General features: G+C 59.0%; 18 protein-coding genes and 1 tRNA gene. 6 read left to right on the top strand and 13 right to left on the bottom strand.

Translation table 11 applies throughout. The features are described from left to right. A tRNA-Val gene (locus BZL43_RS23935) sits at positions 1-76 on the bottom strand. Positions 77-236: 160 nt separating this feature from the next. Between BZL43_RS23935 and rdgC the strand changes: the two genes are divergently transcribed. Together rdgC and sugE are read left to right on the top strand one after the other, a co-directional pair. Continuing rightward, entirely contained in the window at positions 237-1,157 is a 921-nt protein-coding gene (gene rdgC, locus BZL43_RS23930) for a recombination-associated protein RdgC (RefSeq protein ID WP_095634568.1), read from the top strand. A gap of 313 nt (positions 1,158-1,470) precedes the next feature. Then, a complete protein-coding gene (gene sugE / locus BZL43_RS23925; RefSeq protein ID WP_095634567.1) occupies positions 1,471-1,785 on the top strand; it encodes a quaternary ammonium compound efflux SMR transporter SugE in 315 nt (104 codons plus the stop codon). Between the two features lie 103 nt (positions 1,786-1,888). Here the strand turns inward: sugE and BZL43_RS23920 are convergent, their stop codons facing one another. Beyond that, positions 1,889-3,763 carry an MFS transporter gene (locus BZL43_RS23920; protein WP_095634566.1) on the bottom strand — a complete coding sequence of 625 codons (1,875 nt, stop codon included), beginning with the start codon at positions 3,761-3,763 and terminating at the stop codon, positions 1,889-1,891. Between the two features lie 126 nt (positions 3,764-3,889). Next, on the bottom strand, positions 3,890-5,041 hold the full coding sequence (locus tag BZL43_RS23915; protein ID WP_095634565.1) for a TDT family transporter: 1,152 nt from the start codon (positions 5,039-5,041) through the stop codon (positions 3,890-3,892). Positions 5,042-5,316: 275 nt separating this feature from the next. Between BZL43_RS23915 and BZL43_RS23910 the strand changes: the two genes are divergently transcribed. Beyond that, entirely contained in the window at positions 5,317-8,787 is a 3,471-nt protein-coding gene (locus BZL43_RS23910; RefSeq protein ID WP_095634564.1) for a PAS domain-containing hybrid sensor histidine kinase/response regulator, read from the top strand. Positions 8,788-8,835: 48 nt separating this feature from the next. Here BZL43_RS23910 and rmuC read toward each other — a convergent pair whose 3' ends face one another. After that, on the bottom strand, positions 8,836-10,200 hold the full coding sequence (rmuC, locus tag BZL43_RS23905) for a DNA recombination protein RmuC (RefSeq protein WP_168185142.1): 1,365 nt from the start codon (positions 10,198-10,200) through the stop codon (positions 8,836-8,838). A gap of 175 nt (positions 10,201-10,375) precedes the next feature. Further along, positions 10,376-10,696: a sel1 repeat family protein gene (locus BZL43_RS23900; protein WP_095634562.1), complete on the bottom strand. Its 321-nt coding sequence runs from the start codon at positions 10,694-10,696 to the stop codon at positions 10,376-10,378. 978 nt (positions 10,697-11,674) lie between these two features. Here BZL43_RS23900 and BZL43_RS23890 point away from each other — a divergent pair. From BZL43_RS23890 to BZL43_RS23880, 3 genes are all read left to right on the top strand, one after another. Next, positions 11,675-11,899 (top strand): hypothetical protein, encoded by a 225-nt coding sequence (locus BZL43_RS23890; RefSeq protein ID WP_095634561.1) that lies wholly within the window; start codon positions 11,675-11,677, stop codon positions 11,897-11,899. Positions 11,900-12,170: 271 nt separating this feature from the next. Beyond that, positions 12,171-12,653 (top strand): hypothetical protein, encoded by a 483-nt coding sequence (locus BZL43_RS23885; RefSeq protein WP_038979731.1) that lies wholly within the window; start codon positions 12,171-12,173, stop codon positions 12,651-12,653. Positions 12,654-12,799: 146 nt separating this feature from the next. Next, a complete protein-coding gene (locus BZL43_RS23880; protein WP_095634560.1) occupies positions 12,800-14,068 on the top strand; it encodes an OmpP1/FadL family transporter in 1,269 nt (422 codons plus the stop codon). A gap of 83 nt (positions 14,069-14,151) precedes the next feature. Here BZL43_RS23880 and BZL43_RS23875 read toward each other — a convergent pair whose 3' ends face one another. From BZL43_RS23875 to cobU, 8 genes are all read right to left on the bottom strand, one after another. Next, positions 14,152-14,703, bottom strand: a complete 552-nt coding sequence (locus tag BZL43_RS23875; RefSeq protein WP_095634559.1) for a glutathione peroxidase — start codon at positions 14,701-14,703, stop codon at positions 14,152-14,154. 56 nt (positions 14,704-14,759) lie between these two features. After that, positions 14,760-14,882, bottom strand: a complete 123-nt coding sequence (locus BZL43_RS28665; RefSeq protein WP_008071541.1) for a hypothetical protein — start codon at positions 14,880-14,882, stop codon at positions 14,760-14,762. Beyond that, on the bottom strand, positions 14,879-16,087 hold the full coding sequence (locus tag BZL43_RS23870; protein WP_095634558.1) for an MFS transporter: 1,209 nt from the start codon (positions 16,085-16,087) through the stop codon (positions 14,879-14,881). Before BZL43_RS23870 ends, BZL43_RS28665 begins: the two co-directional genes overlap by 4 nt. Positions 16,088-16,139: 52 nt before the next feature. Then, entirely contained in the window at positions 16,140-16,544 is a 405-nt protein-coding gene (locus BZL43_RS23865) for a MarR family winged helix-turn-helix transcriptional regulator (RefSeq protein WP_095634557.1), read from the bottom strand. Between the two features lie 161 nt (positions 16,545-16,705). Continuing rightward, positions 16,706-17,437 (bottom strand): adenosylcobinamide-GDP ribazoletransferase, encoded by a 732-nt coding sequence (locus tag BZL43_RS23860; RefSeq protein WP_095634556.1) that lies wholly within the window; start codon positions 17,435-17,437, stop codon positions 16,706-16,708. A 2-nt stretch (positions 17,438-17,439) separates the two neighbouring features. After that, on the bottom strand, positions 17,440-18,015 hold the full coding sequence (cobC, locus tag BZL43_RS23855) for an alpha-ribazole phosphatase family protein (RefSeq protein ID WP_095634555.1): 576 nt from the start codon (positions 18,013-18,015) through the stop codon (positions 17,440-17,442). Continuing rightward, positions 18,012-19,067, bottom strand: a complete 1,056-nt coding sequence (cobT, locus tag BZL43_RS23850; RefSeq protein WP_095634554.1) for a nicotinate-nucleotide--dimethylbenzimidazole phosphoribosyltransferase — start codon at positions 19,065-19,067, stop codon at positions 18,012-18,014. Before cobT ends, cobC begins: the two co-directional genes overlap by 4 nt. Continuing rightward, a complete protein-coding gene (gene cobU / locus BZL43_RS23845) occupies positions 19,064-19,585 on the bottom strand; it encodes a bifunctional adenosylcobinamide kinase/adenosylcobinamide-phosphate guanylyltransferase (protein ID WP_095634553.1) in 522 nt (173 codons plus the stop codon). The genes cobT and cobU overlap by 4 nt, the downstream gene beginning before the upstream one ends. Positions 19,586-19,594 lie beyond the last annotated feature (9 nt).

Genomic DNA, 19,594 nt, shown 5'->3' with positions numbered 1-19,594 from the left:
TGGTGGGTGATGACGGGATCGAACCGCCGACATTCTGCTTGTAAGGCAGACGCTCTCCCAGCTGAGCTAATCACCCTTCACTTTCGGTGTGGCGCGCATTCTACGGAGCGACCCAACCTCTGGCAAGCACTTTTTTAATTAATTTTCTCAGGCCTTCCAAAGGCTTAGAGAAGGGTTGGCCTATGGCACCCGGAGGACAATAATGCCCCCCTTTGTTTAAAGGAGAGACTCACCCCATGTGGTTCAAAAACCTGCTTATCTATCGCCTGACCCAAGATCTGCCTTTTGATGCCGAGGCGTTGGAAACTGCACTGGCCACCAAACTGGCGCGTCCGTGTGCAAGCCAGGAGTTGACCACCTACGGTTTCGTCGCGCCGTTCGGCAAGGGCGAAGACGCGCCGCTGGTGCACATCAGCGGTGATTTCCTGCTGATCGCCGCCCGTAAGGAAGAGCGCATTCTGCCGGGCAGCGTCGTGCGTGACGCAGTGAAGGAAAAGGTCGACGAGATCGAAGCCGAACAAATGCGCAAGGTCTACAAAAAGGAACGCGATCAGATCAAGGATGAAATCATCCAGGCCTTCCTGCCCCGCGCCTTTATTCGCCGCTCGTCGACCTTCGCCGCTATCGCACCGAAACAGGGCCTGATCCTGGTTAACTCGGCCAGCCCGAAACGCGCCGAAGACCTGCTCTCCACCTTGCGCGAAGTGATCGGCTCGCTGCCAGTGCGTCCGTTGACGGTGAAAATATCGCCGACTGCCACCATGACCGAGTGGGTTACCACTCAGAAAGCCGCGAATGATTTCTTCGTGCTGGACGAGTGCGAACTGCGCGACACCCATGAAGACGGCGGCATCGTGCGCTGCAAGCGTCAGGACCTGACCAGCGAAGAAATCCAGCTGCACCTGAGCACCGGCAAAGTAGTCACTCAACTGTCGCTGGCCTGGCAGGACAAACTGTCGTTCGTGCTTGACGACAAAATGGTGGTCAAGCGCCTGAAGTTCGAAGACCTGCTGCAAGATCAGGCGGAACAGGACGGTGGCGACGAAGCCTTGGGGCAACTGGACGCCAGCTTTACCCTGATGATGCTGACCTTCGGCGACTTCCTGCCGTCGATGGTCGAGGCGTTGGGTGGTGAAGAGATGCCGCAGGGCATCTAAAGACGTTTGATGCCTACTGTGGGAGCGAGCCTGCTCGCGATAGCGGCATTTCAGTCAACATCATTGTTGAATGTCAGCCCCTCATCGCGAGCAGGCTCGCTCCCACATTGGTTTTGTGGTGCTACTTAAACAAGGATCAGGCCATGGGCGCACTGGCCACTGGCGTTGGTGGGTTACTTCACCGGGCGCCTGTTCAACCTAACTTGATCCTCGGGTTAATGATGGGCACTCTATTGCGCAACGCGGGGACGACCTCGCGGCTCGATCGAGTGATTAATCCGGGGACGACCCCATCCATCGATGGAGGTCTTCAATGTCCTGGATCATTCTGTTTTTCGCTGGCCTGTTCGAAGTCGGCTGGGCCGTCGGCCTGAAATACACCGATGGCTTCAGCCGCCCTCTTCCTACCGCACTGACCATTGCAGCCATGGCGATCAGCCTGGGCTTGCTGGGCCTTGCCATGAAGGAGTTGCCGCTAGGCACGGCCTATGCAGTCTGGACTGGCGTGGGTGCGGTGGGCACGGTGATCGCCGGGATCATTCTGTTTGGTGAATCCATGGCGCTGTTTCGGTTGGCCAGTGTGGCGTTGATCATTGCCGGGTTGGTTGGGCTCAAGATCAGCGCTTAGGCCTCTACCGTCTTCGCGGGCAAGCCTCGCTCCAGGTTGAGGACACACCACCAATCCCTGTAGGAGCGAGGCTTGCCCGCGAAGACGCCCGCCCAATCAACGACTACCTGACGGCGCCACGCAACTCCCCCACCAACCCTTGCAACGTCGCCGGTTCAGCCACTTCAACGGCCACCGCCGGCCCGGCCACCAGAGTCACCCGGGACCACAGCCGACGAAACACGCCCTTGTCCGGGTCCCGACTGAAAAAACTCCCCCACAACCCCTGCAATGCCAGCGGAATCACCGGCACCGGCGTTTCTTCGAGAATCCGCGTCAGCCCACCCTTGAACTCATTGATCTCGCCATCGGCGGTCAATTTACCTTCAGGGAAGATGCACACCAGTTCACCGTCCTTCAGATACTGCGCAATGCGGGTAAAGGCTTTTTCATAAATCTGGATGTCCTCCTGACGCCCGGCAATTGGAATCGTCCCCGCCGTGCGGAAGATGAAGTTCAGAACCGGCAGGTTGTAGATTTTGTAATACATCACAAAGCGAATCGGCCGACGCACCGCGCCGCCTATCAGCAACGCATCGACGAACGACACATGGTTGCAAACCAGCAAGGCCGCGCCTTCATCGGGAATCAGCTCCAGGTTGCGATGCTCGACGCGGTACATGGAATGGCCGAGCAGCCAGATCATGAAGCGCATGCTGAACTCGGGGACAATTTTGAAGATGTAGGCATTGACGCCGATGTTCAGCAGCGACACCACCAGGAACAGCTGCGGGATTGATAGCTTGGCGATGCTCAACAAGACGATCGACACAATGGCCGAGACCACCATGAACAGGGCGTTAAGAATGTTGTTCGCAGCGATCACCCGTGCACGCTCATTCTCGACAGTACGCGACTGGATCAGCGCATACAGCGGCACGATGTAAAAACCGCCGAAGATTCCGAGCCCTAGGATATCGATCAATACCAGCCAGGCGTGTCCGAACCCAAGGACTTCGATCCAGCCATGGCCGGCAACACTGTCTGGAATCGCGCCGGAATGCCACCACAGCAACAGGCCAAACACTGTCAGACCGAATGAGCCAAACGGCACCAGACCAATCTCGACTTTGCGCCCGGAGAGTCTCTCGCAAAGCATCGAACCCAGTGCGATACCGACCGAGAACACGGTAAGAATCAGCGTCACCACAGTCTCGTCGCCGTGCATCCATTCCTTGGCATACGCCGGGATCTGCGTCAGATAAATCGCCCCGACAAACCAGAACCATGAGTTGCCGACGATCGAACGCGATACTGCCGGGGTTTGCCCCAGGCCCAACTTCAAGGTGGCCCAGGACTGGCTGAAAATGTTCCAGTTCAAACGCATTTCCGGCGTTGCCGCCGCCGCACGGGGAATGCCGCGGCTGGCCAGGTAACCGAGCACGGCGATACCGATGATTGCCGTGGACACGACCGGCGCGTAGTTGCTGGTCGACATCATGATCCCGGCGCCGATGGTCCCGGCGAGAATCGCCAGGAAGGTGCCCATTTCCACCAGGCCGTTGCCACCCACCAACTCTTCTTCGTGCAAGGCCTGGGGCAGGATCGAGTACTTCACCGGCCCGAACAGCGCCGAGTGGGTGCCCATGGCGAACAGCGCCACCAGCATCAGCGACAGGTGATCGAACATGAAACCGACCGCCCCCACCGCCATGATGACGATTTCCCCGAGCTTGATCAGACGGATCAATGCGTCCTTGGCGAACTTTTCCCCGAATTGCCCGGCCAGGGCCGAGAACAGGAAAAACGGCAAGATAAACAGTAACGCACACAAGTTGACCCAGATCGAACGGTCACCCTCGATGGTCAACCGGTACAAAATGGCGAGGATCAACGACTGCTTGAAAATGTTGTCGTTGAAGGCCCCCAGGGACTGGGTGATAAAAAACGGCAGGAAGCGCCGAGTGCGAAGCAAGGTGAACTGCGAGGGGTGACTCATCTTCCATGTGCCCTGATGTTGGGTAGCTGATGTTGGGTAATTGGTGCTGGATAAAAAAGCGGCGTAACAATTGTTATTGGAATGTGGAACGTCGATCCAGGCCACAGATTACCCAATCCTGGCCGGTTATTTGTTTAATCCTGCAATGCAGGGTGAAACAAATAACTCACCTCGCCATGCGCCCTGCACTGTGCGTTTGGCAACAATCAGCCACATCACCACCAGCAACGCCACCAGCACACAGCCAAAGACACTGAAAAAGGTCAGGTGCAATGCGCTTGCCAGGTTCAACGTCGCCAAAGAATAGACGCCCAACGGGAAAGTGAAGCCCCACCAGCCAAGATTGAACGGGATACCGGCGCGCAAGTAACGCAGGGTGATCAACAGCGCAATCAGCATCCACCAGAGCCCGAAGCCCCACAACGTGATGCCGGCCACCAAGCCAAGCCCTGCGGCAATCTCGCCGATACCCGGCAAACCGTTGGCGGCAAAGATCGCTGGCGCGTCAGCCCCCAACAGCAACATGCCCAGCGCACCGGTGCCAATCGGCCCAAGAGTCAGCCAGCTTGAGGCGGCCATGTTTTCGTGGGGTAATTTATGCAACGCCATGCGCAGCAACAGGATAGTCAGAATGCTGAATGCCACCGGCAGGGAAAAGGCCCACAGTACGTAGCTGGTCACCAGCACCACCAGTTGTGAATGAGCATCGGCCAGATGCGGCGCCAGCAAACCGCCGCTGGCCGCCGCCACTTCCGCCGCGACCACCGGCAACAGCCAGACCGCGGTCATCTGGTCGATGCTGTGCTCCTGACGGGTGAACATCATGTAGGGAATCAATACGCCGCAAGCCAGCGACATGGCCACGTCCAGCCACCAGAGCACTTCGGCGAGATGAATCACACCGTCACCCCAGCGCGGCAAACCGAACAACAAAAAGCCATTGATAAGGGTCGCAAGGCCCATGGGAATGGTGCCGAAAAACATCGAAACCGTTGAGTGCCCGAAAATCCGCCGCGCTTCGTCGAAGAACATGACCCAGCGCGCGGCATACATGGCCGTGAACACAACAAACAGAACAATATTGAACAGCCACAGGCCTTCGGCGATCGCATGCAGACCAGGATTCGCCACCGGTAATTGCGCAAGCGCGAGCGACAGCACACCTGTGCCCATGGTCGCCGCGAACCAATTGGGGGTGAAATGGCGAATGGCTTCTCGAGGGTGCTGCAAATGACTGAGCGGTTTGATACCGGGTTTAACGCTATGGGTGCAGGTCATGGTGAACTCCTGTCCTCTCGTGAGGTGGAGCTCATGGTAGATCCGAATCGAATATCGATATAACGGGTAATTTCTCTAACTGTTATCTGTTTTGCAGATATGCATCAGATTGCGTTGAATCAGGAACAACACCGCCTTCGCGGGCAAGCCTCGCTCCTACAGGTATTGCGATACCCCGCCACGTCACGACCTTGGTCGACACTGACTAACTCAAGCGGTCATGCGAGACTGTCTTGACCGGGCGGAGTCCCGGATGTCTTTTGCCTGGAGTTCTCATGTCGCTGTCCATCGGGCTGATCGCCACCGTCGCCCTGGCCTATATGGCCATTCTGTTCGCTATCGCCTTTTACGGCGATCGGCGCAGCACGCCGTTGCCGCCACGGGTGCGAGCCTGGGTGTATAGCCTGTCGCTGGCCGTTTACTGCACCAGTTGGACATTCTTTGGCGCCGTGGGTCAGGCGGCCGAACAACTCTGGTCATTTCTGCCGATCTACCTCGGGCCGATTCTTCTGCTGATTTGCGCGCCGTGGGTCCTGCAAAAAATGGTGATGATCAGCAAGCAGGAGAACATCACCTCCATCGCCGACTTCATCGCCGCCCGCTACGGCAAATCCCAGTCGCTGGCCGTGGTGGTGGCGCTGATTTGCCTGGTTGGCGTGCTGCCGTACATCGCCTTGCAGCTCAAGGGCATCGTGCTGGGCGTGAACCTGCTGATTGGCGCCGGTGCCGACGCCATGGGCACGCGCGCGCAGGACACGGCCCTGATCGTATCCCTGGTGCTGGCGCTGTTCACCATTGTTTTCGGTACCCGCAACCTCGACGCCACGGAACACCACCGCGGCATGGTATTGGCAATTGCTTTTGAGTCGCTGGTCAAGCTGTTCGCTTTTCTCGCGGTGGGCGCGTTCGTGACCTACGGCCTGTACGACGGTTTCGACGACCTTTTCGATCAGGCCATGCTCGCCCCGCGCCTCGAAGCGTACTGGAAAGAAACCATCAATTGGCCGTCCATGGTGGTGCAAACCGGCGTGGCGATGATGGCGATCATTTGCCTGCCCCGGCAGTTCCATGTGACCGTGGTGGAAAACATCGATCCTCAGGATCTACGCCTGGCCAAATGGGTGTTCCCGGCCTATCTGGCGCTGGCCGCGTTGTTTGTCGTGCCCATTGCGCTGGCCGGTCAGATGTTGCTGCCCGGTTCGGTGCTGCCGGACTCATTCGTCATCAGCCTGCCCTTGGCGCAATCTCATCCCGCCCTGGCGATGCTGGCGTTCATTGGCGGCGCTTCGGCGGCGACCGGGATGGTGATCGTGGCCAGCGTGGCGCTGTCGACCATGCTTTCCAATGACCTGTTGCTGCCCTGGTTGCTGCGGCGAAACAACGCCGAGCGGCCGTTCGAAGTGTTCCGCCAGTGGATGCTGTCGGCGCGGCGGGTGAGCATCGTGGTCATTCTGCTGCTGGCCTACGTCAGTTATCGACTGTTGGGTTCCACCGCGAGCCTGGCAACCATCGGCCAGATCGCCTTTGCCGCCGTGACCCAACTGGCCCCGGCCATGCTTGGCGCGTTGTACTGGAAACAGGCTAACCGTCGTGGAGTGTTTGCCGGGCTGGCCGCCGGTACGTTCCTGTGGTTCTACACGCTGGTGTTGCCGATCGCTGCCAACAGCCTTGGCTTGCCCTTGAGCAGTTTTCCAGGCTTGGCCTGGCTGCAAGGCAACCCGTTGAACTTGCCGATCACGCCGCTGACTCAAGGCGTGGTGCTGTCCCTGGCGGGCAACTTCACCTTGTTCACCTGGGTCTCGCTGCTGTCACGCACGCGGGTTTCGGAGCACTGGCAGGCCGGCCGCTTCATCGGCCAGGAAATCAGCGCGCGCCCCAACTCCCGCTCAATGCTGGCAGTACAGATCAACGACTTGCTGCAACTGGCCGCCCGCTTTGTCGGCGAAGAACGCGCTCGTCAGAGCTTCATCCGTTTCGCCTATCGCCAGGGCAAAGGCTTCAACCCCAACCAGAATGCCGATGGTGAATGGATCGCCCATACCGAACGCTTGCTGGCCGGCGTGCTCGGCGCATCTTCGACCCGGGCGGTGGTAAAAGCCGCCATCGAAGGTCGGGAAATGCAGCTTGAGGATGTCGTGCGAATCGCCGACGAAACCTCGGAAGTGCTGCAGTTCAACCGCGCCCTGTTACAAGGCGCCATCGAGAACATCACCCAAGGTATCAGCGTGGTCGACCAGTCGTTGAAACTGGTGGCCTGGAACCGGCGCTACCTTGAACTGTTCAATTACCCCGACGGTTTGATCAGCGTGGGCCGGCCGATTGCCGACATCATTCGCTACAACGCCGAGCGCGGTCTGTGCGGCCCTGGCGAAGCGCAAGTGCACGTCGCCCGTCGCTTGCACTGGATGCGCCAGGGGCGGGCCCATACCTCCGAACGATTGTTCCCCAATGGTCGAGTGATCGAGTTGATCGGTAACCCGATGCCCGGCGGCGGTTTCGTCATGAGTTTCACCGACATCACCGCGTTCCGCGAGGCCGAACAGGCGCTGACCGAAGCGAACGAAGGCCTCGAGCAACGGGTCATCGAACGGACCCACGAATTGTCGCAACTCAACGTTGCCCTGACCGAAGCCAAAGGCGTCGCCGAATCGGCGAACCAGTCGAAAACCCGTTTCCTGGCCGCCGTCAGCCATGACTTGATGCAACCGCTGAATGCTGCACGACTGTTCTCTGCCGCCCTCTCCCACCAGGAAGAAAATTTATCCAGTGAAGCCCGCAAGCTGGTTCATCACCTGGACAGTTCGCTACGCTCGGCCGAAGACCTGATCAGCGATCTGCTGGACATTTCCCGCCTGGAAAACGGCAAGATCAACCCTGACCGCAAGCCTTTCGAACTCAATGATCTGTTCCATACGCTGGGCGCGGAGTTCAAGGCACTGGCGCAGGAACAGGGGCTGAAGTTTCGCGTCAGGGGCAGCGCATTACGGGTCGACAGCGACATCAAACTGCTTCGGCGGATTTTGCAGAACTTCCTCACCAATGCCTTCCGCTATGCCAAAGGCCCGGTGCTGCTCGGCGCTCGGCGGCGCAACGGCGAGCTGTGCCTTGAGGTCTGGGACCGTGGACCGGGTATTCCAGAAGACAAACTCCAGGTGATTTTCGAAGAGTTCAAACGCCTCGACAGCCACCAGACCCGGGCCGAAAAAGGTCTGGGCCTGGGCCTGGCGATTGCCGATGGGCTGTGTCGCGTATTGGGTCATACCTTGCGCGTGCGTTCCTGGCCGGGTCGCGGCAGCGTGTTCAGTGTCAGCGTACCGCTGGCTCGGACACAAACGGCAACGCCGGTCAAAGTGGCCGAACTCAATGGCCATTTGCTCAGCGGCGCGCAGGTGCTGTGTATTGATAATGAAGACAGCATCCTGATCGGCATGAACAGTTTGCTCACCCGCTGGGGTTGCCAGGTCTGGACCGCACGTAACCGTGTGGAATGCGCGACGCTGCTCGGCGATGGAATGCGCCCGCAATTGGCGCTTGTGGATTACCACCTGGACGATGGCGAAACCGGGACCGAGTTGATGGCCTGGTTGCGCACACAACTGGGCGAGCCGGTGCCGGGGGTGGTGATCAGTGCCGATGGACGGCCGGAGACGGTGGCCCAGGTGCATGCGGCTGGCCTGGATTACCTGGCCAAACCGGTGAAACCGGCGGCGTTGCGAGCGTTGTTGAGTCGGCATTTGCCGTTGTAGTGCCGTCCTCCAGCCCACCCTCGCCACGAAGATTAGGTAGTGCCTTACTTATTCCGGTAGCTCGGCCAAGCCATCGACATCCGTCATCGCCCGTTCCAGCAGGTCCGCCGGCAAGCTCTTGCTGGCTCGCGCCCCAAGTAACTTGAGCTGCTCGCTGCGACTGACCAGATTGCCGCGGCCTTCAGTCAGCTTATTGCGTGCTGCGCTGTAGGCTTTGTCCAGTTGTTGCAGGCGATTGCCGACTTCATCCAGATCCTGGATGAACAACACGAACTTGTCGTACAGCCAACCGGCGCGCTCAGCAATTTCCCGGGCGTTCTGGCTCTGGCGCTCCTGCTTCCACAGGCTGTCGATAACCCGCAAGGTGGCCAACAGCGTAGTCGGGCTGACGATCACGATGTTGCGGTCGAATGCCTCCTGAAACAGCGTCGGTTCAGCTTGCAATGCCGCAGAAAACGCGGCCTCGATCGGGACGAAAAGCAGAACGAAATCCAGGCTGTGCAAACCGTCGAGCCGCTTGTAGTCCTTGCCGGCCAAGCCTTTGACGTGACTGCGCAAAGACAGCACGTGCTGCTTGAGAGCGATCTGGCCGATGGCATCGTCCTCGGCCGCCACGTATTGCTGATAGGCCGTGAGACTGACTTTGGAATCGACCACCACCTGCTTGTCGCCGGGCAGGTAAATAATCACATCCGGCTGGAAACGCTCGCCGTCCGGTCCCTTGAGATTGACCTGGGTCTGGTACTCACGCCCCTTCTCCAGACCCGCGTGCTCAAGCACCCGCTCGAGAATCAGTTCGCCCCAGTTGCCTTGGGTTTTCTGCCCCTTCAACGCACGAGTGAGGTTGGTGGCTTCGTCGCTCAGGCGCAGGTTCAGCTGTTGCAGCCGTTCCAGCTCCTTGGCCAGGGAAAAACGCTCGCGGGCTTCAGCCTGATAGCTTTCCTCAACGCGCTTTTCGAACGACTGAATGCGCTCCTTCAACGGGTCGAGCAACTGCCCCAAACGCTGCTGACTGGTTTCGGCAAAACGCTGCTCACGCTCGTCGAAGATTTTCCCCGCCAGCTCGGCGAATTGTGCGCGTAGCTCGTCTCGTGAGCCTTGGAGGTCGTTGAGGCGCTGCTGATGGCTTTCCTGCTGCTCACGCAATTCGGCATTAAGGGAAGCGGCCTGCGCGTCGAGGCGACGTAACTCAGCCTCTTTGCCGGCACGTTCGATATTCCAGGCGTGAGACGCATCGCGGGCGTCGTCACGTTCGATCTGGAGCAGTTCGACTTCACGGCGCAGCGCGGCCAGATCCGCTTGTTTGGCGGCATTGGCCTGGCTCAAGTCAGCGATTTCATCACGGCAAGTATCAAGCTGGGCAGTCAAGCCATCCTGCGTCAATTGGGCAATGGCAAGACGCTCTTCCAGCAACGCCAGTTCGGCCTGCCCCGCACTCGCCCGCCGCTGAAGCTGCCAGGCCAGTACCAATAACGGCAACCCGGCGCCCGCCAGCCCCAGCAATGCGCTGGTCAAGTCCATCGCCATAGCCACTCCTGCCGATTCGATAAAGCGTGAAGGTTAACCAAGGTGTCAGGTCTTGGACAGCTCAGTCTTCGCCCAGACCCAGTTCCTCTTGTGCACGTCGGTCGCCCGCACGCGCGGCCTGACGCAGGAGCTCCTGGCCAATGCGGCGATCCCGGGCATTACCGCACTCGCGGCACATCAACTGGCCGAGACGGCTTTGCGCCGCCACGACGCCTTCACGGGCAGGCTGCTTGAGCAAGCGTCCGGCGAAGTGTTTGACGTTGGAGTTTTCGCCCAGGCGTGGGCTGTCCAGTAACCACTCGGCCACGCGCATTGCAAAGCGCTTGGGCGGGATAACACGGGAGGGCGTTGAGGTAGCAGAGACGGATGAGCGAAACTTCATAAAGCACTGTGGGGCAGATCGGAAGGCGCGCCACTCTACTCTTTTTTTCGTACAGGTAAAGTCGAAAAAAGCCTGCACGCCCGTCCTAGAGCAAGCGCTTGGGACAATCCACAGAAGCTGTGGATAACTCAGTGGACAACCGCCTTTGAACTGGCGCAAAGCCGTGTGGCGTGGGGCCCGCAGTCAAACTGACGATTTTTTCACCAGTAAAAAAAAGCGATGTTTTTCATTGACTTAAATTTTCATTACAGGCACCCACTCCGGTTGAAGCGAGGATGACAGCGCGATGACAGTTCGCGCAATTTGTGTGCACAAGTGCCTGGGAAGTGGTTATACCGATGCGCTTTTTCGGCGCGCCTTTGGATAGCGTCTGGGGATAAACCCGAGCAACCCTTGCCGCCGATCGGTCCTGACGCGATCGTTCTCTCGGATCAACGGTCGGGTTCCGGGCTATTGTGGGGCACTGGTGTGTTCGACAGTTCAATCGAGACTTGCCGACAGGCCCTTCAGCGCTTTTTTTCAAACAGACTTCCCTTCTGCCATTCGATCCGTTAGTATCCGCGGCGTTAGTACCAAGCTGAAAGTCAATTCTGGTCGAACAAATCCTCCGGTCAGCCTTCCCTAAGAGAAGCCTCCACCGACAAAACGGGATCGACCACCTCGATGGTTTCCAGGTAAATCTTGCGCCAACACAGCCTTTGAATCGAAAGCAAAGGGTGTTGCCAAGCTCACTTACTCTGACCGAACCAGCCTGCAAATTGATCAGGATCTTCACCCCGGGCCCAGAACCTTTGCCCTTGATGTGTTGCCTGCCCTCCTAAGTACCTACCTGCCAGCCCAAGCGCGCCAATTTATCAGCGCTTCAAACTGGCTGCTTTGTTCCAGTCGGGTTCTTCGTTCGACCAATGGTGGTCGTCGTTACTGGAACGTTTTAACTTTGCACGGTTCTTATCCGTGTCGCTTGTAGGAACACCCATTATGTCCACTCAAATCCACACTCAGGATGCCATTCGCACCCTAACCAACGCTTTTGCTCCAATGAACTGCCTGATCCTGGCCGCTCGCAAAGGCTGTTTCAGCTTCACTCTGGTCAATGAACACGGCATCGCTCGTCACAGCGAACGCCTGTACCCTGATCAATACTCCAGCGCAGAACCGCTGCAGGCTGTGATCGAACGTACTCGCCAGGCACTGGTTGCCTGAGACACCCGAAAAGCTGAAACCTGAAAAGCCCTGCTGAAAAGCGGGGCTTTTTATTGCCCGATATTTCTCATTTCGCGGCATGCGGCTAAGCACCAACCGATATAACGGTTATAACTCGAAGCCGGAAATATTTTAAAAACAGTCCTTTACAGCAAAATAATGACACTACACTTCAACTCAAGCGGCTTGATCCGCTTGCGGCGAGCCTGAATCGATCCACTGCTGCCAAGGCCTTCAGGTCTCGCCGACCACTTCATGTTTCGAGGGCTTTATGGGAATCGCTGCCAGCGAACTGTGTCGTTATGTGATCCGTCCGACGTTGATCTACCTCGGACGCCATAGCGCAACTGCCGAATCCCTGCTGCTGGGCATCGCCGCCAGTCAGTCAGCCCTTGGTTCAGCCCTGCATGACCGCCGTGGACACGGCCTGTACCGAATCGCCGAACCCCGCCACCAGGCACTTTGGGATCACTACCTGGCCCTGGACCCGGATCGGGCAAGCCTGGTCCGCGGCCTTGCCAGCCAGCATGCTTTTCTCAGCGGGCCGCATCTGGAATTGACCGTCAACCTGCGTTACGCCACTGCCATTGCCTGGCTGCTGGTAGAAGAACAGAACACTCCCCTCCCCGCCTCCGACGACTTATTGGGAATGGCCCGAATCTGGCGCCAGACTTTCCAGCCCCAAGGTCGTCTGCGAGATTTCACCTACGCGTGGCAAACCTGTGTTTCATCGTTGAATCAGGTCGCCTGCTGATCCACCCCTTTACGAAAATCGCACAACTGGTCGCGATTTTGGTCGGATTGTCCTACAAAACCGCTCTAACTCAAGCGTTACAAGCTATAGCGCCCAGACGAAAATCTTGGTAATTTCCGCGCCGGTGATCACCAGGAATTCTAATAATGAAAAAAGTAATGCTCAAAACCACCCTTAGCCTCGCCGTTGCCATGGCTTCCACCCAACTCTTCGCAAGTGGCTTCGCGCTCAACGAACAAAGCATCAGCGGGATGGGGACAGGTTTTGCCGGGCGATCTTCTTCTGCCGACGACGCATCTACAGTTTTTGGTAACCCTGCCGGCATGTCTCGCCTCAAGCGTGAACAAGTGAGCGGTGGTGTTGCATTTATCGACGCCCATGCTGATATCAGTGATGCAAGCTCCAGTCCGAATAGTGGCACCAACAAGGGTGACATGGTCCCTTTCATGGGCGTGCCCATGGGCTACTACGTAAAGCCAATCGATGACCAGTGGGCATTCGGTTTCGGTGTCTACGCTCCATTCGGCCTGGTGACCGACTACGAGAACGGCTTCGCCGGCAAATACTTCGGCAGCAAGAGCGAAGTCAAGATCGTGACGCTCCAGCCAACCGTCAGCTACGCCTTCAACGACAAGGTGTCGATCGGTTTTGGTCCGACCATCAACCACATTTCCGGCACCCTGGAATCGAACCTGTCGATCACTCAGGCCGCGCCGGACGGCAAGGTCAAGATCGAGGGTGACGACACCGCGCTGGGTTACAACGTCGGTATCCTGGTACAGGCCACCGACAGCACTCGTGTCGGCCTGACCTACCACTCGAAAGTGAAGTACAAGCTGGAGGGTGACACCAAGGTCAACTACAACCTCCTCGGTGCCGTTGGTCAAAACCCGAACCAGAAGTACGACGCGTCTTTGGATATCACCACGCCTGAGTCGGTCGACTTCTCGGTCACACACCAACTGGATGACCAATGGACGCTCTACGCAGGCAGCACCTGGACTCGCTGGAGTCGCCTGAAAGAAATCACCGTCGAAAACAAAGGCGTTCCGGCCCTCCTCAATGGCCAGTTCGGTACCATCACCGAAGAGCAGAACTGGCACGACACCTGGGCGCACGCCATCGGCGCTTCGTACCAGTTGAACAAACAATGGGTCCTGCGTACCGGCCTGTCCGTTGACCAGGCACCGACCAACAACGTCGACCGCTCCCCACGCATCCCGACGGGCGATCGCAAGATTTTCAGCTTGGGCGCCGGCTGGAGCCCGACCGACGACCTGACCATCGACGTGGCGTACTCGTACCTGCGCGAAGAATCGGTCAAGGTCAACAACAGCAACGGCCGTCAGAACTACAGCGCAGAGTATGAAAACTATGCGAACGGTTTCGGTGTTGGCGCGACATACCGTTTCTGATGATTCACGGCGACGCCCTCGCCGCCTGAATTGAAAAAGCCCCGCGCTCTTGTACAGAGGCGGGGCTTTTTAGTGCATGTCGATCAGGGTTTCGATGCGAGCGCTTTCTCCACCGCCTCGATGAACTCGGGATTATCCGGCTTGGTCAGGCTGGAAAAATTGGCAACCACTTTGCCTTGGCGATCCACCACGTACTTGTAGAAATTCCACTTCGGCGAGCTGCTTTGTGCAGCGAGAACCTTGAACAAATGCGTTGCGTCATCGCCGCGGACGTTCTGCGGTTCGGTCATGGTGAAAGTCACGCCGTAGTTCACGTAACAAACCTTGGCAGTCTCTGCACCATCCTTGGACTCTTGCTTGAAGTCATTGGACGGCACGCCGACCACCTCAAGCCCTTGATCCTTGTAACGCTGGTATAGCGCCTCAAGGCCTTTGAATTGCGGGGCAAAGCCACAGAAACTCGCGGTATTGACCACCACCAGCGGCTTGCCGGCGAAGCGCTGGCACAGATCGATGGACTCCTTGGCACGCAGCTTGGGCAAAGAGCCTTGTAATAACTCGGGGCATTCTGCCGCCTGGGCCACACCGGTGAAAGCCATCAACAATGCGGGTACTGCAAGCCAGCGCATCAGCATGTCGGTGCATCCTTGAACAATCGTCAAAAAACGAAATTACTCGCCTTCGCCGCTCGCTAGCAAGCACCCATGCCCAGTTGCATCAATGCCAGGCCACCCTGATGCCAGCCCCACCATGCCAGGGCCAGCAACAAAATGCCGACGCCGATAGCAGCCATTTGCGGCCAGAGACTGTTCATGCGGCACTCATCCGGGTTTGCAGACGCGCCACCGGCTGCTCGCGCACCGGCCAGTTCAGGGCTGCGGCCACCAGACTCAAGAGAATTGCCACCTGCCAGATCAAGTCGTAGCTCCCGGTCCGGTCATACACCACCCCACCCAACCAGCCGCCGAGGAACGAGCCGAGCTGATGGAAAAGGAAAACGATCCCACCGAGCATGGACAAATTTCGTACACCGAACAAGGTCGCTACCGTGCCGTTGGTCAAGGGCACCGTCGACAACCAGAGAAACCCCATGGCCATGCCGAACAGATAAGCCGTGACCTGAGTGACCGGCGCCCAGAGGAACAGCACAATCACCACCGCCCGCAACAGGTACAGACCGGTGAGCAAGCGCGGTTTGGACATTCGCCCGCCAAGCCAGCCCGCGGTATAGGTACCGAAGATATTGAACAGGCCGATCAGCGCCAGCACCGTGGTGCCGACGGAGGCCGGCAAGTGCTGGTCCACCAGATAGGCCGGCAAGTGCACGCCGATGAACACCACCTGAAAACCGCAGACAAAAAAGCCGAACGCCAACAGCCAGAATCCTGAATGGGAGCAGGCTTCGCGTAACGCTTCAGAGAGGGTTTGCTCGTGCCCGAGCACCGGCAGCGGATTGTCTTTGAGCATACTCACCAGCGGCACGATCAGCGCCACCACCAGCCCCAACACCAGCAACGCCGCGGACCAGCCAAGCCAGCCGATCAACCCCAGCGTGCCGGGCAACATGGCGAATTGACCGAAAGAACCGGCAGCGCTGGCGATCCCCATGCCCATGCTGCGCTTTTCCGGTGGCACCGCACGGCCGACCACGCCAAGGATTACCGAAAACGAGGTGCCCGACAGGCCGATACCGATCAACAGCCCCGCGCTCAAGGACAAGGTTACCGCCGAATCGGACAGCCCCATGAACGCCAGACCCAAGGCGTACAGAACACCCCCGATCAACACCACCTTCGCAGCGCCAAAGCGGTCGGCCAATGCGCCGGTGAATGGCTGGGCCAGGCCCCAGATCAGGTTCTGTAAAGCAATCGCGAAGGCAAACACTTCGCGGCCCCAGCCGAACTCGGCACTCATGGGTGCCAGAAACAGCCCGAAGCCGTGTCGCACTCCCAATGACAACGCCAGAATCAGCGCACTCCCCAACAGCACCCAACCGCACGTACGCCACATCGATGTCATTGTTGTTCTCCGGTAGCGGGTATATACCCGCTTAAGATCGAACAAACTGGCCTCAAGCCAGTTCATCCAGCAGTTTCAGCAAAATCTCACGCTTCTCGGCACCCAGGCGATCGATCAACCGCTGCTGCGCCGCTTCCCAGGCTGGCAACGCCGCCGCCAGGCGTTCGCGCCCTGTCTCGGTGAGCAGGACGATGCGATTGCGCATGTCCTCGCCTTCGGTCAGCGTTACCAGACCTTCGCCCTCCAGCACCCGCAGATTACGCCCCAGCGTGCTGCGATCCAGGCCCATGGCTTCGGCCAGGGACGAGATGCTTGGCTGATCCAGACGCTGCAGATTGCACAGCAGAGAATACTGGGCAACGTTGATCCCGAAACCGTCGAGGGCGCCGTCGTAATGCCTGCTGACGCCACGAGCGGCGCGACGCAGGTTAGTGCACAAACATTGAGAAGGAAGCATAGTGCGTGTATATACCCGCAGTTAAATGAATGCAAATTTTTTGATACATCTTACCGTTGGAGCCTTGCCCGCGAAGGCGGTGTATCAGCCGATATCAATGTTGACTGAGCCGCCGCCTTCGCGGGCAAGCCTCGCTCCTACAGGGGTTCAGAGCAAGGGGTTCAGAGCAATGCAAGCCCCACCAGCATCGTCACTTCCAGCAATTCCAGCAATGCTCCCGCCGTATCGCCCGTCGTCCCGCCCAATCGGCGCACCATCACTTGCCGCAGCCAGACAAACATCACGGCCGCCAACACAAGCGCCCATACGCCGCTAAGGCCAGCCATCAGCACACAGGCCATCGCACTGATCGCCACTACCTGTTTGCCGCCCAAACGCGGCAGATGATCGGCCAGCGCTTGCCCCAATCCACCGGGGCGCACGTAAGGTGTGGTGAGGAATAAGCCCAGTAATGCGCTGCGGCCAAGCAGTGGAACGATGATCAGGATCACGCTGTGCTGCTGCTCGAGCAACGCCAGCAACGCAGCAAACTTAAGCAGCAATACCACGACCAGCGTCACCACCGCGATGGGCCCGCTGCGAGGGTCTTTCATGATGGTCAAGGTGCGTTCACGGTCGCCGTAACCGCCGAGCCACGCATCAGCGCTATCGGCCAGGCCATCCAGGTGCAACGCGCCGCTGAGCACGACCCAAACGCTCAGCAGCAAAGCGGCGTGAAGCAATAATGGCGCGCCCAGCAACAGCCAGTTCAGCCCCCACAGAATCAAGCCGAACAGCAAACCGACCAGTGGGTAAAACAGCAGCGATCGACCCAATTCCTCGGGCGTCGGCATACCCGATAAACGAATCGGCAGGCTGCTCAAGAATTGCAGGGCGATCCAGAACGGCAACATGGTCAGATCGCTTCCCTTAACAAAACGCCGGGTTCGACCGACAACGAAAACAACGCGCCGTGGCCGACTTCAACGTTGAGCAACTGCTCACGCGGCAATCCGCGCGCTTGCGCCAGCAACAAACGCATGACGCCGCCATGGCTGATCAGCAAGACCCGCTCACCGGCATAGGCCGTGTGCAGCCGTTCGATGGCCGCCAACACCCGCGCAGAAAAGTCCGTCACCGGTTCACCGTCTGGCGGCGTAAACGAATACGGATCGGCCCAGAACATGCCCAACGCCTCGGCGCTGGTTTCCATCAGCGCCGCCGCGCTCTGCCCTTCCCAAGCGCCGAAGTGCAGCTCTTGCAGATCCTTATCCAACTGCACTGGCAACCCGAGTTGCGCCCCCAGCTCGTCAGCAAAGCGTGCACAACGCTGTAACGGCGAACTGACCAGTCGATCCCAGGGCCCCTGCTCAAGCACCGCGGCGCGCATCTGCGCCCAACCCTTGCTGGTCAGTGCATCGTCGAGGCTGCCGCGCAAACCGCCGCCGAGCTCGGTTTCGCCATGGCGCAACAGGTCCAGGCGCAAGGTCATGCCGGACGATCCGCCACTGCGGCTTCGGCGAACGTCGCCATTTGCCCGTGCAGGTCGCAGGCCAGGCGCAACAATGGCACGGCCAATGCCGCACCACTGCCCTCGCCCAGTCGCAGGCCGAGCTCCAGCAAGGGTTCGGCGTTCAGGGTTTCGAGCACATGGCGATGACCCGGCTCGGCGCCGCGATGACCGAACAGCAGCCACTCACGGCAGGCCGGATTCAAACGCACCGCCACCAACGCAGCGACGCTGCAAATAAACCCGTCGACCAACACCGCGACACCTTCCTGAGCGCAGGCCAGGTACGCGCCGACCAGCGCAGCGATTTCGAAACCGCCGAGGTTGAACAACGTTTGCAGCGCATCGCTACGCTGAGCGCCATGCAACGCCAAGGCGCGTTCAATGACTTGGGCTTTATGGCTGACACCCGCTGCATTCAATCCGGTGCCCGGTCCGGCCAGATGCACCACCGGGCAATCGAGCAACGCACAGGCCAATGCGCTGGCCGCCGTGGTGTTGCCGATGCCCATTTCGCCACCGATGAACAACTGCGCGTCGGCTGCGATGGCGCGCTGCACACTGTCCCGGCCGGCCTGCAAGGCGAGTTCACCTTGGACCTGGGTCATCGCCGGCCCCTGGACGAAATTCGCCGTGCCCGGACCAAGGTTCAGGTGACGCACGCCTGGCAGATTCAACGACGGCGTGACAGTGCCGAGATCGACCACTTCCAGGCAAGCCCCCAACTGCCGCGCCAACACGCTGATCGCCGCGCCACCGCTGACAAAGTTGAGCAGCATCTGCCCAGTGACTTCCTGGGGAAACGCCGACACGCCTTCAGCAACCACACCATGGTCACCGGCAAAAATCGCAATCCACAGCTGATCCAGCGCCGGCTTGACCTGCCCCTGCAACCCGGCCAGTTGCACCACCACCGATTCGAGCCGACCGAGTGAGCCCGCGGGTTTGGTCAGTTGCTGTTGACGCGCCTGCGCCTGTTCGACCGCTTGCGCATCGATGGGTTTGCACGGGTTCAGCCACCAGGCGTGAGTCATAACGCAGTTCCTTTCAAAGTCAGGGGCAGGCCGGCGACGGTCAGGACGACTCGCTGACAGCGCTCGGCCAAGGCTTGATGCAGCCAACCGGCTTCATCGACATAACGGCGAGTCAATTCGCCCAACGGCACGACACCCATGCCGGTCTCGTTACTGACAAAAATGATTTCACCTGGCAATGACGCCAGGCAGTCCAGCAGGGCTTCGCGCTCGGCCGACAAGCGCTCGGCATTGTCGAGCATCAGCAGATTGGTCAGCCACAGCGTCAGACAATCCACCAGCAAGCAACGATCGGCACTGGCGTTTTCGCGCAGCACACGGGCGAGTTCCAGCGGTTCTTCGATCAGTGCCCATTCGGCTGGACGACGGGCGCGGTGATGGGCCACCCGTTCGTTCATCTCACCGTCCAGGGGTTGGCTGGTGGCGATGTAAGTGACGTGGAGCTGACTCTCTGTCGCCAGTTTTTCAGCCAGGCGGCTTTTACCGGAACGGGCGCCGCCGAGGATCAGTTGCAGCATGTTTATTCC

The organism is Pseudomonas sp. PICF141 (genome assembly GCF_002286815.1).
In the GTDB taxonomy this organism is placed as follows: domain Bacteria; phylum Pseudomonadota; class Gammaproteobacteria; order Pseudomonadales; family Pseudomonadaceae; genus Aquipseudomonas.
This window is presented reverse-complemented; position numbering and strand designations above follow the sequence as displayed.

Bases quoted from the DNA above. Each gene is read 5' to 3' on its own strand.
- rdgC (WP_095634568.1), top strand. From the start codon at position 237: ATGTGGTTCAAAAACCTGCTTATCTATCGCCTGACCCAAGATCTGCCT.
- BZL43_RS23920 (WP_095634566.1), bottom strand. From the start codon at position 3,763: ATGAGTCACCCCTCGCAGTTCACCTTGCTTCGCACTCGGCGCTTCCTG.
- BZL43_RS23860 (WP_095634556.1), bottom strand. From the start codon at position 17,437: ATGTTGCCGTTCTGGATCGCCCTGCAATTCTTGAGCAGCCTGCCGATT.
- BZL43_RS23865 (WP_095634557.1), bottom strand. From the start codon at position 16,544: ATGCTTCCTTCTCAATGTTTGTGCACTAACCTGCGTCGCGCCGCTCGT.
- cobU (WP_095634553.1), bottom strand. From the start codon at position 19,585: ATGCTGCAACTGATCCTCGGCGGCGCCCGTTCCGGTAAAAGCCGCCTG.
- BZL43_RS23900 (WP_095634562.1), bottom strand. From the start codon at position 10,696: ATGAAGTTTCGCTCATCCGTCTCTGCTACCTCAACGCCCTCCCGTGTT.
- BZL43_RS23890 (WP_095634561.1), top strand. From the start codon at position 11,675: ATGTCCACTCAAATCCACACTCAGGATGCCATTCGCACCCTAACCAAC.
- BZL43_RS23915 (WP_095634565.1), bottom strand. From the start codon at position 5,041: ATGACCTGCACCCATAGCGTTAAACCCGGTATCAAACCGCTCAGTCAT.
- BZL43_RS23875 (WP_095634559.1), bottom strand. From the start codon at position 14,703: ATGCTGATGCGCTGGCTTGCAGTACCCGCATTGTTGATGGCTTTCACC.
- sugE (WP_095634567.1), top strand. From the start codon at position 1,471: ATGTCCTGGATCATTCTGTTTTTCGCTGGCCTGTTCGAAGTCGGCTGG.
- BZL43_RS23870 (WP_095634558.1), bottom strand. From the start codon at position 16,087: ATGACATCGATGTGGCGTACGTGCGGTTGGGTGCTGTTGGGGAGTGCG.
- cobC (WP_095634555.1), bottom strand. From the start codon at position 18,015: ATGACCTTGCGCCTGGACCTGTTGCGCCATGGCGAAACCGAGCTCGGC.
- BZL43_RS28665 (WP_008071541.1), bottom strand. From the start codon at position 14,882: ATGAACAGTCTCTGGCCGCAAATGGCTGCTATCGGCGTCGGCATTTTG.
- cobT (WP_095634554.1), bottom strand. From the start codon at position 19,067: ATGACTCACGCCTGGTGGCTGAACCCGTGCAAACCCATCGATGCGCAA.
- BZL43_RS23885 (WP_038979731.1), top strand. From the start codon at position 12,171: ATGGGAATCGCTGCCAGCGAACTGTGTCGTTATGTGATCCGTCCGACG.
- BZL43_RS23910 (WP_095634564.1), top strand. From the start codon at position 5,317: ATGTCGCTGTCCATCGGGCTGATCGCCACCGTCGCCCTGGCCTATATG.
- BZL43_RS23880 (WP_095634560.1), top strand. From the start codon at position 12,800: ATGAAAAAAGTAATGCTCAAAACCACCCTTAGCCTCGCCGTTGCCATG.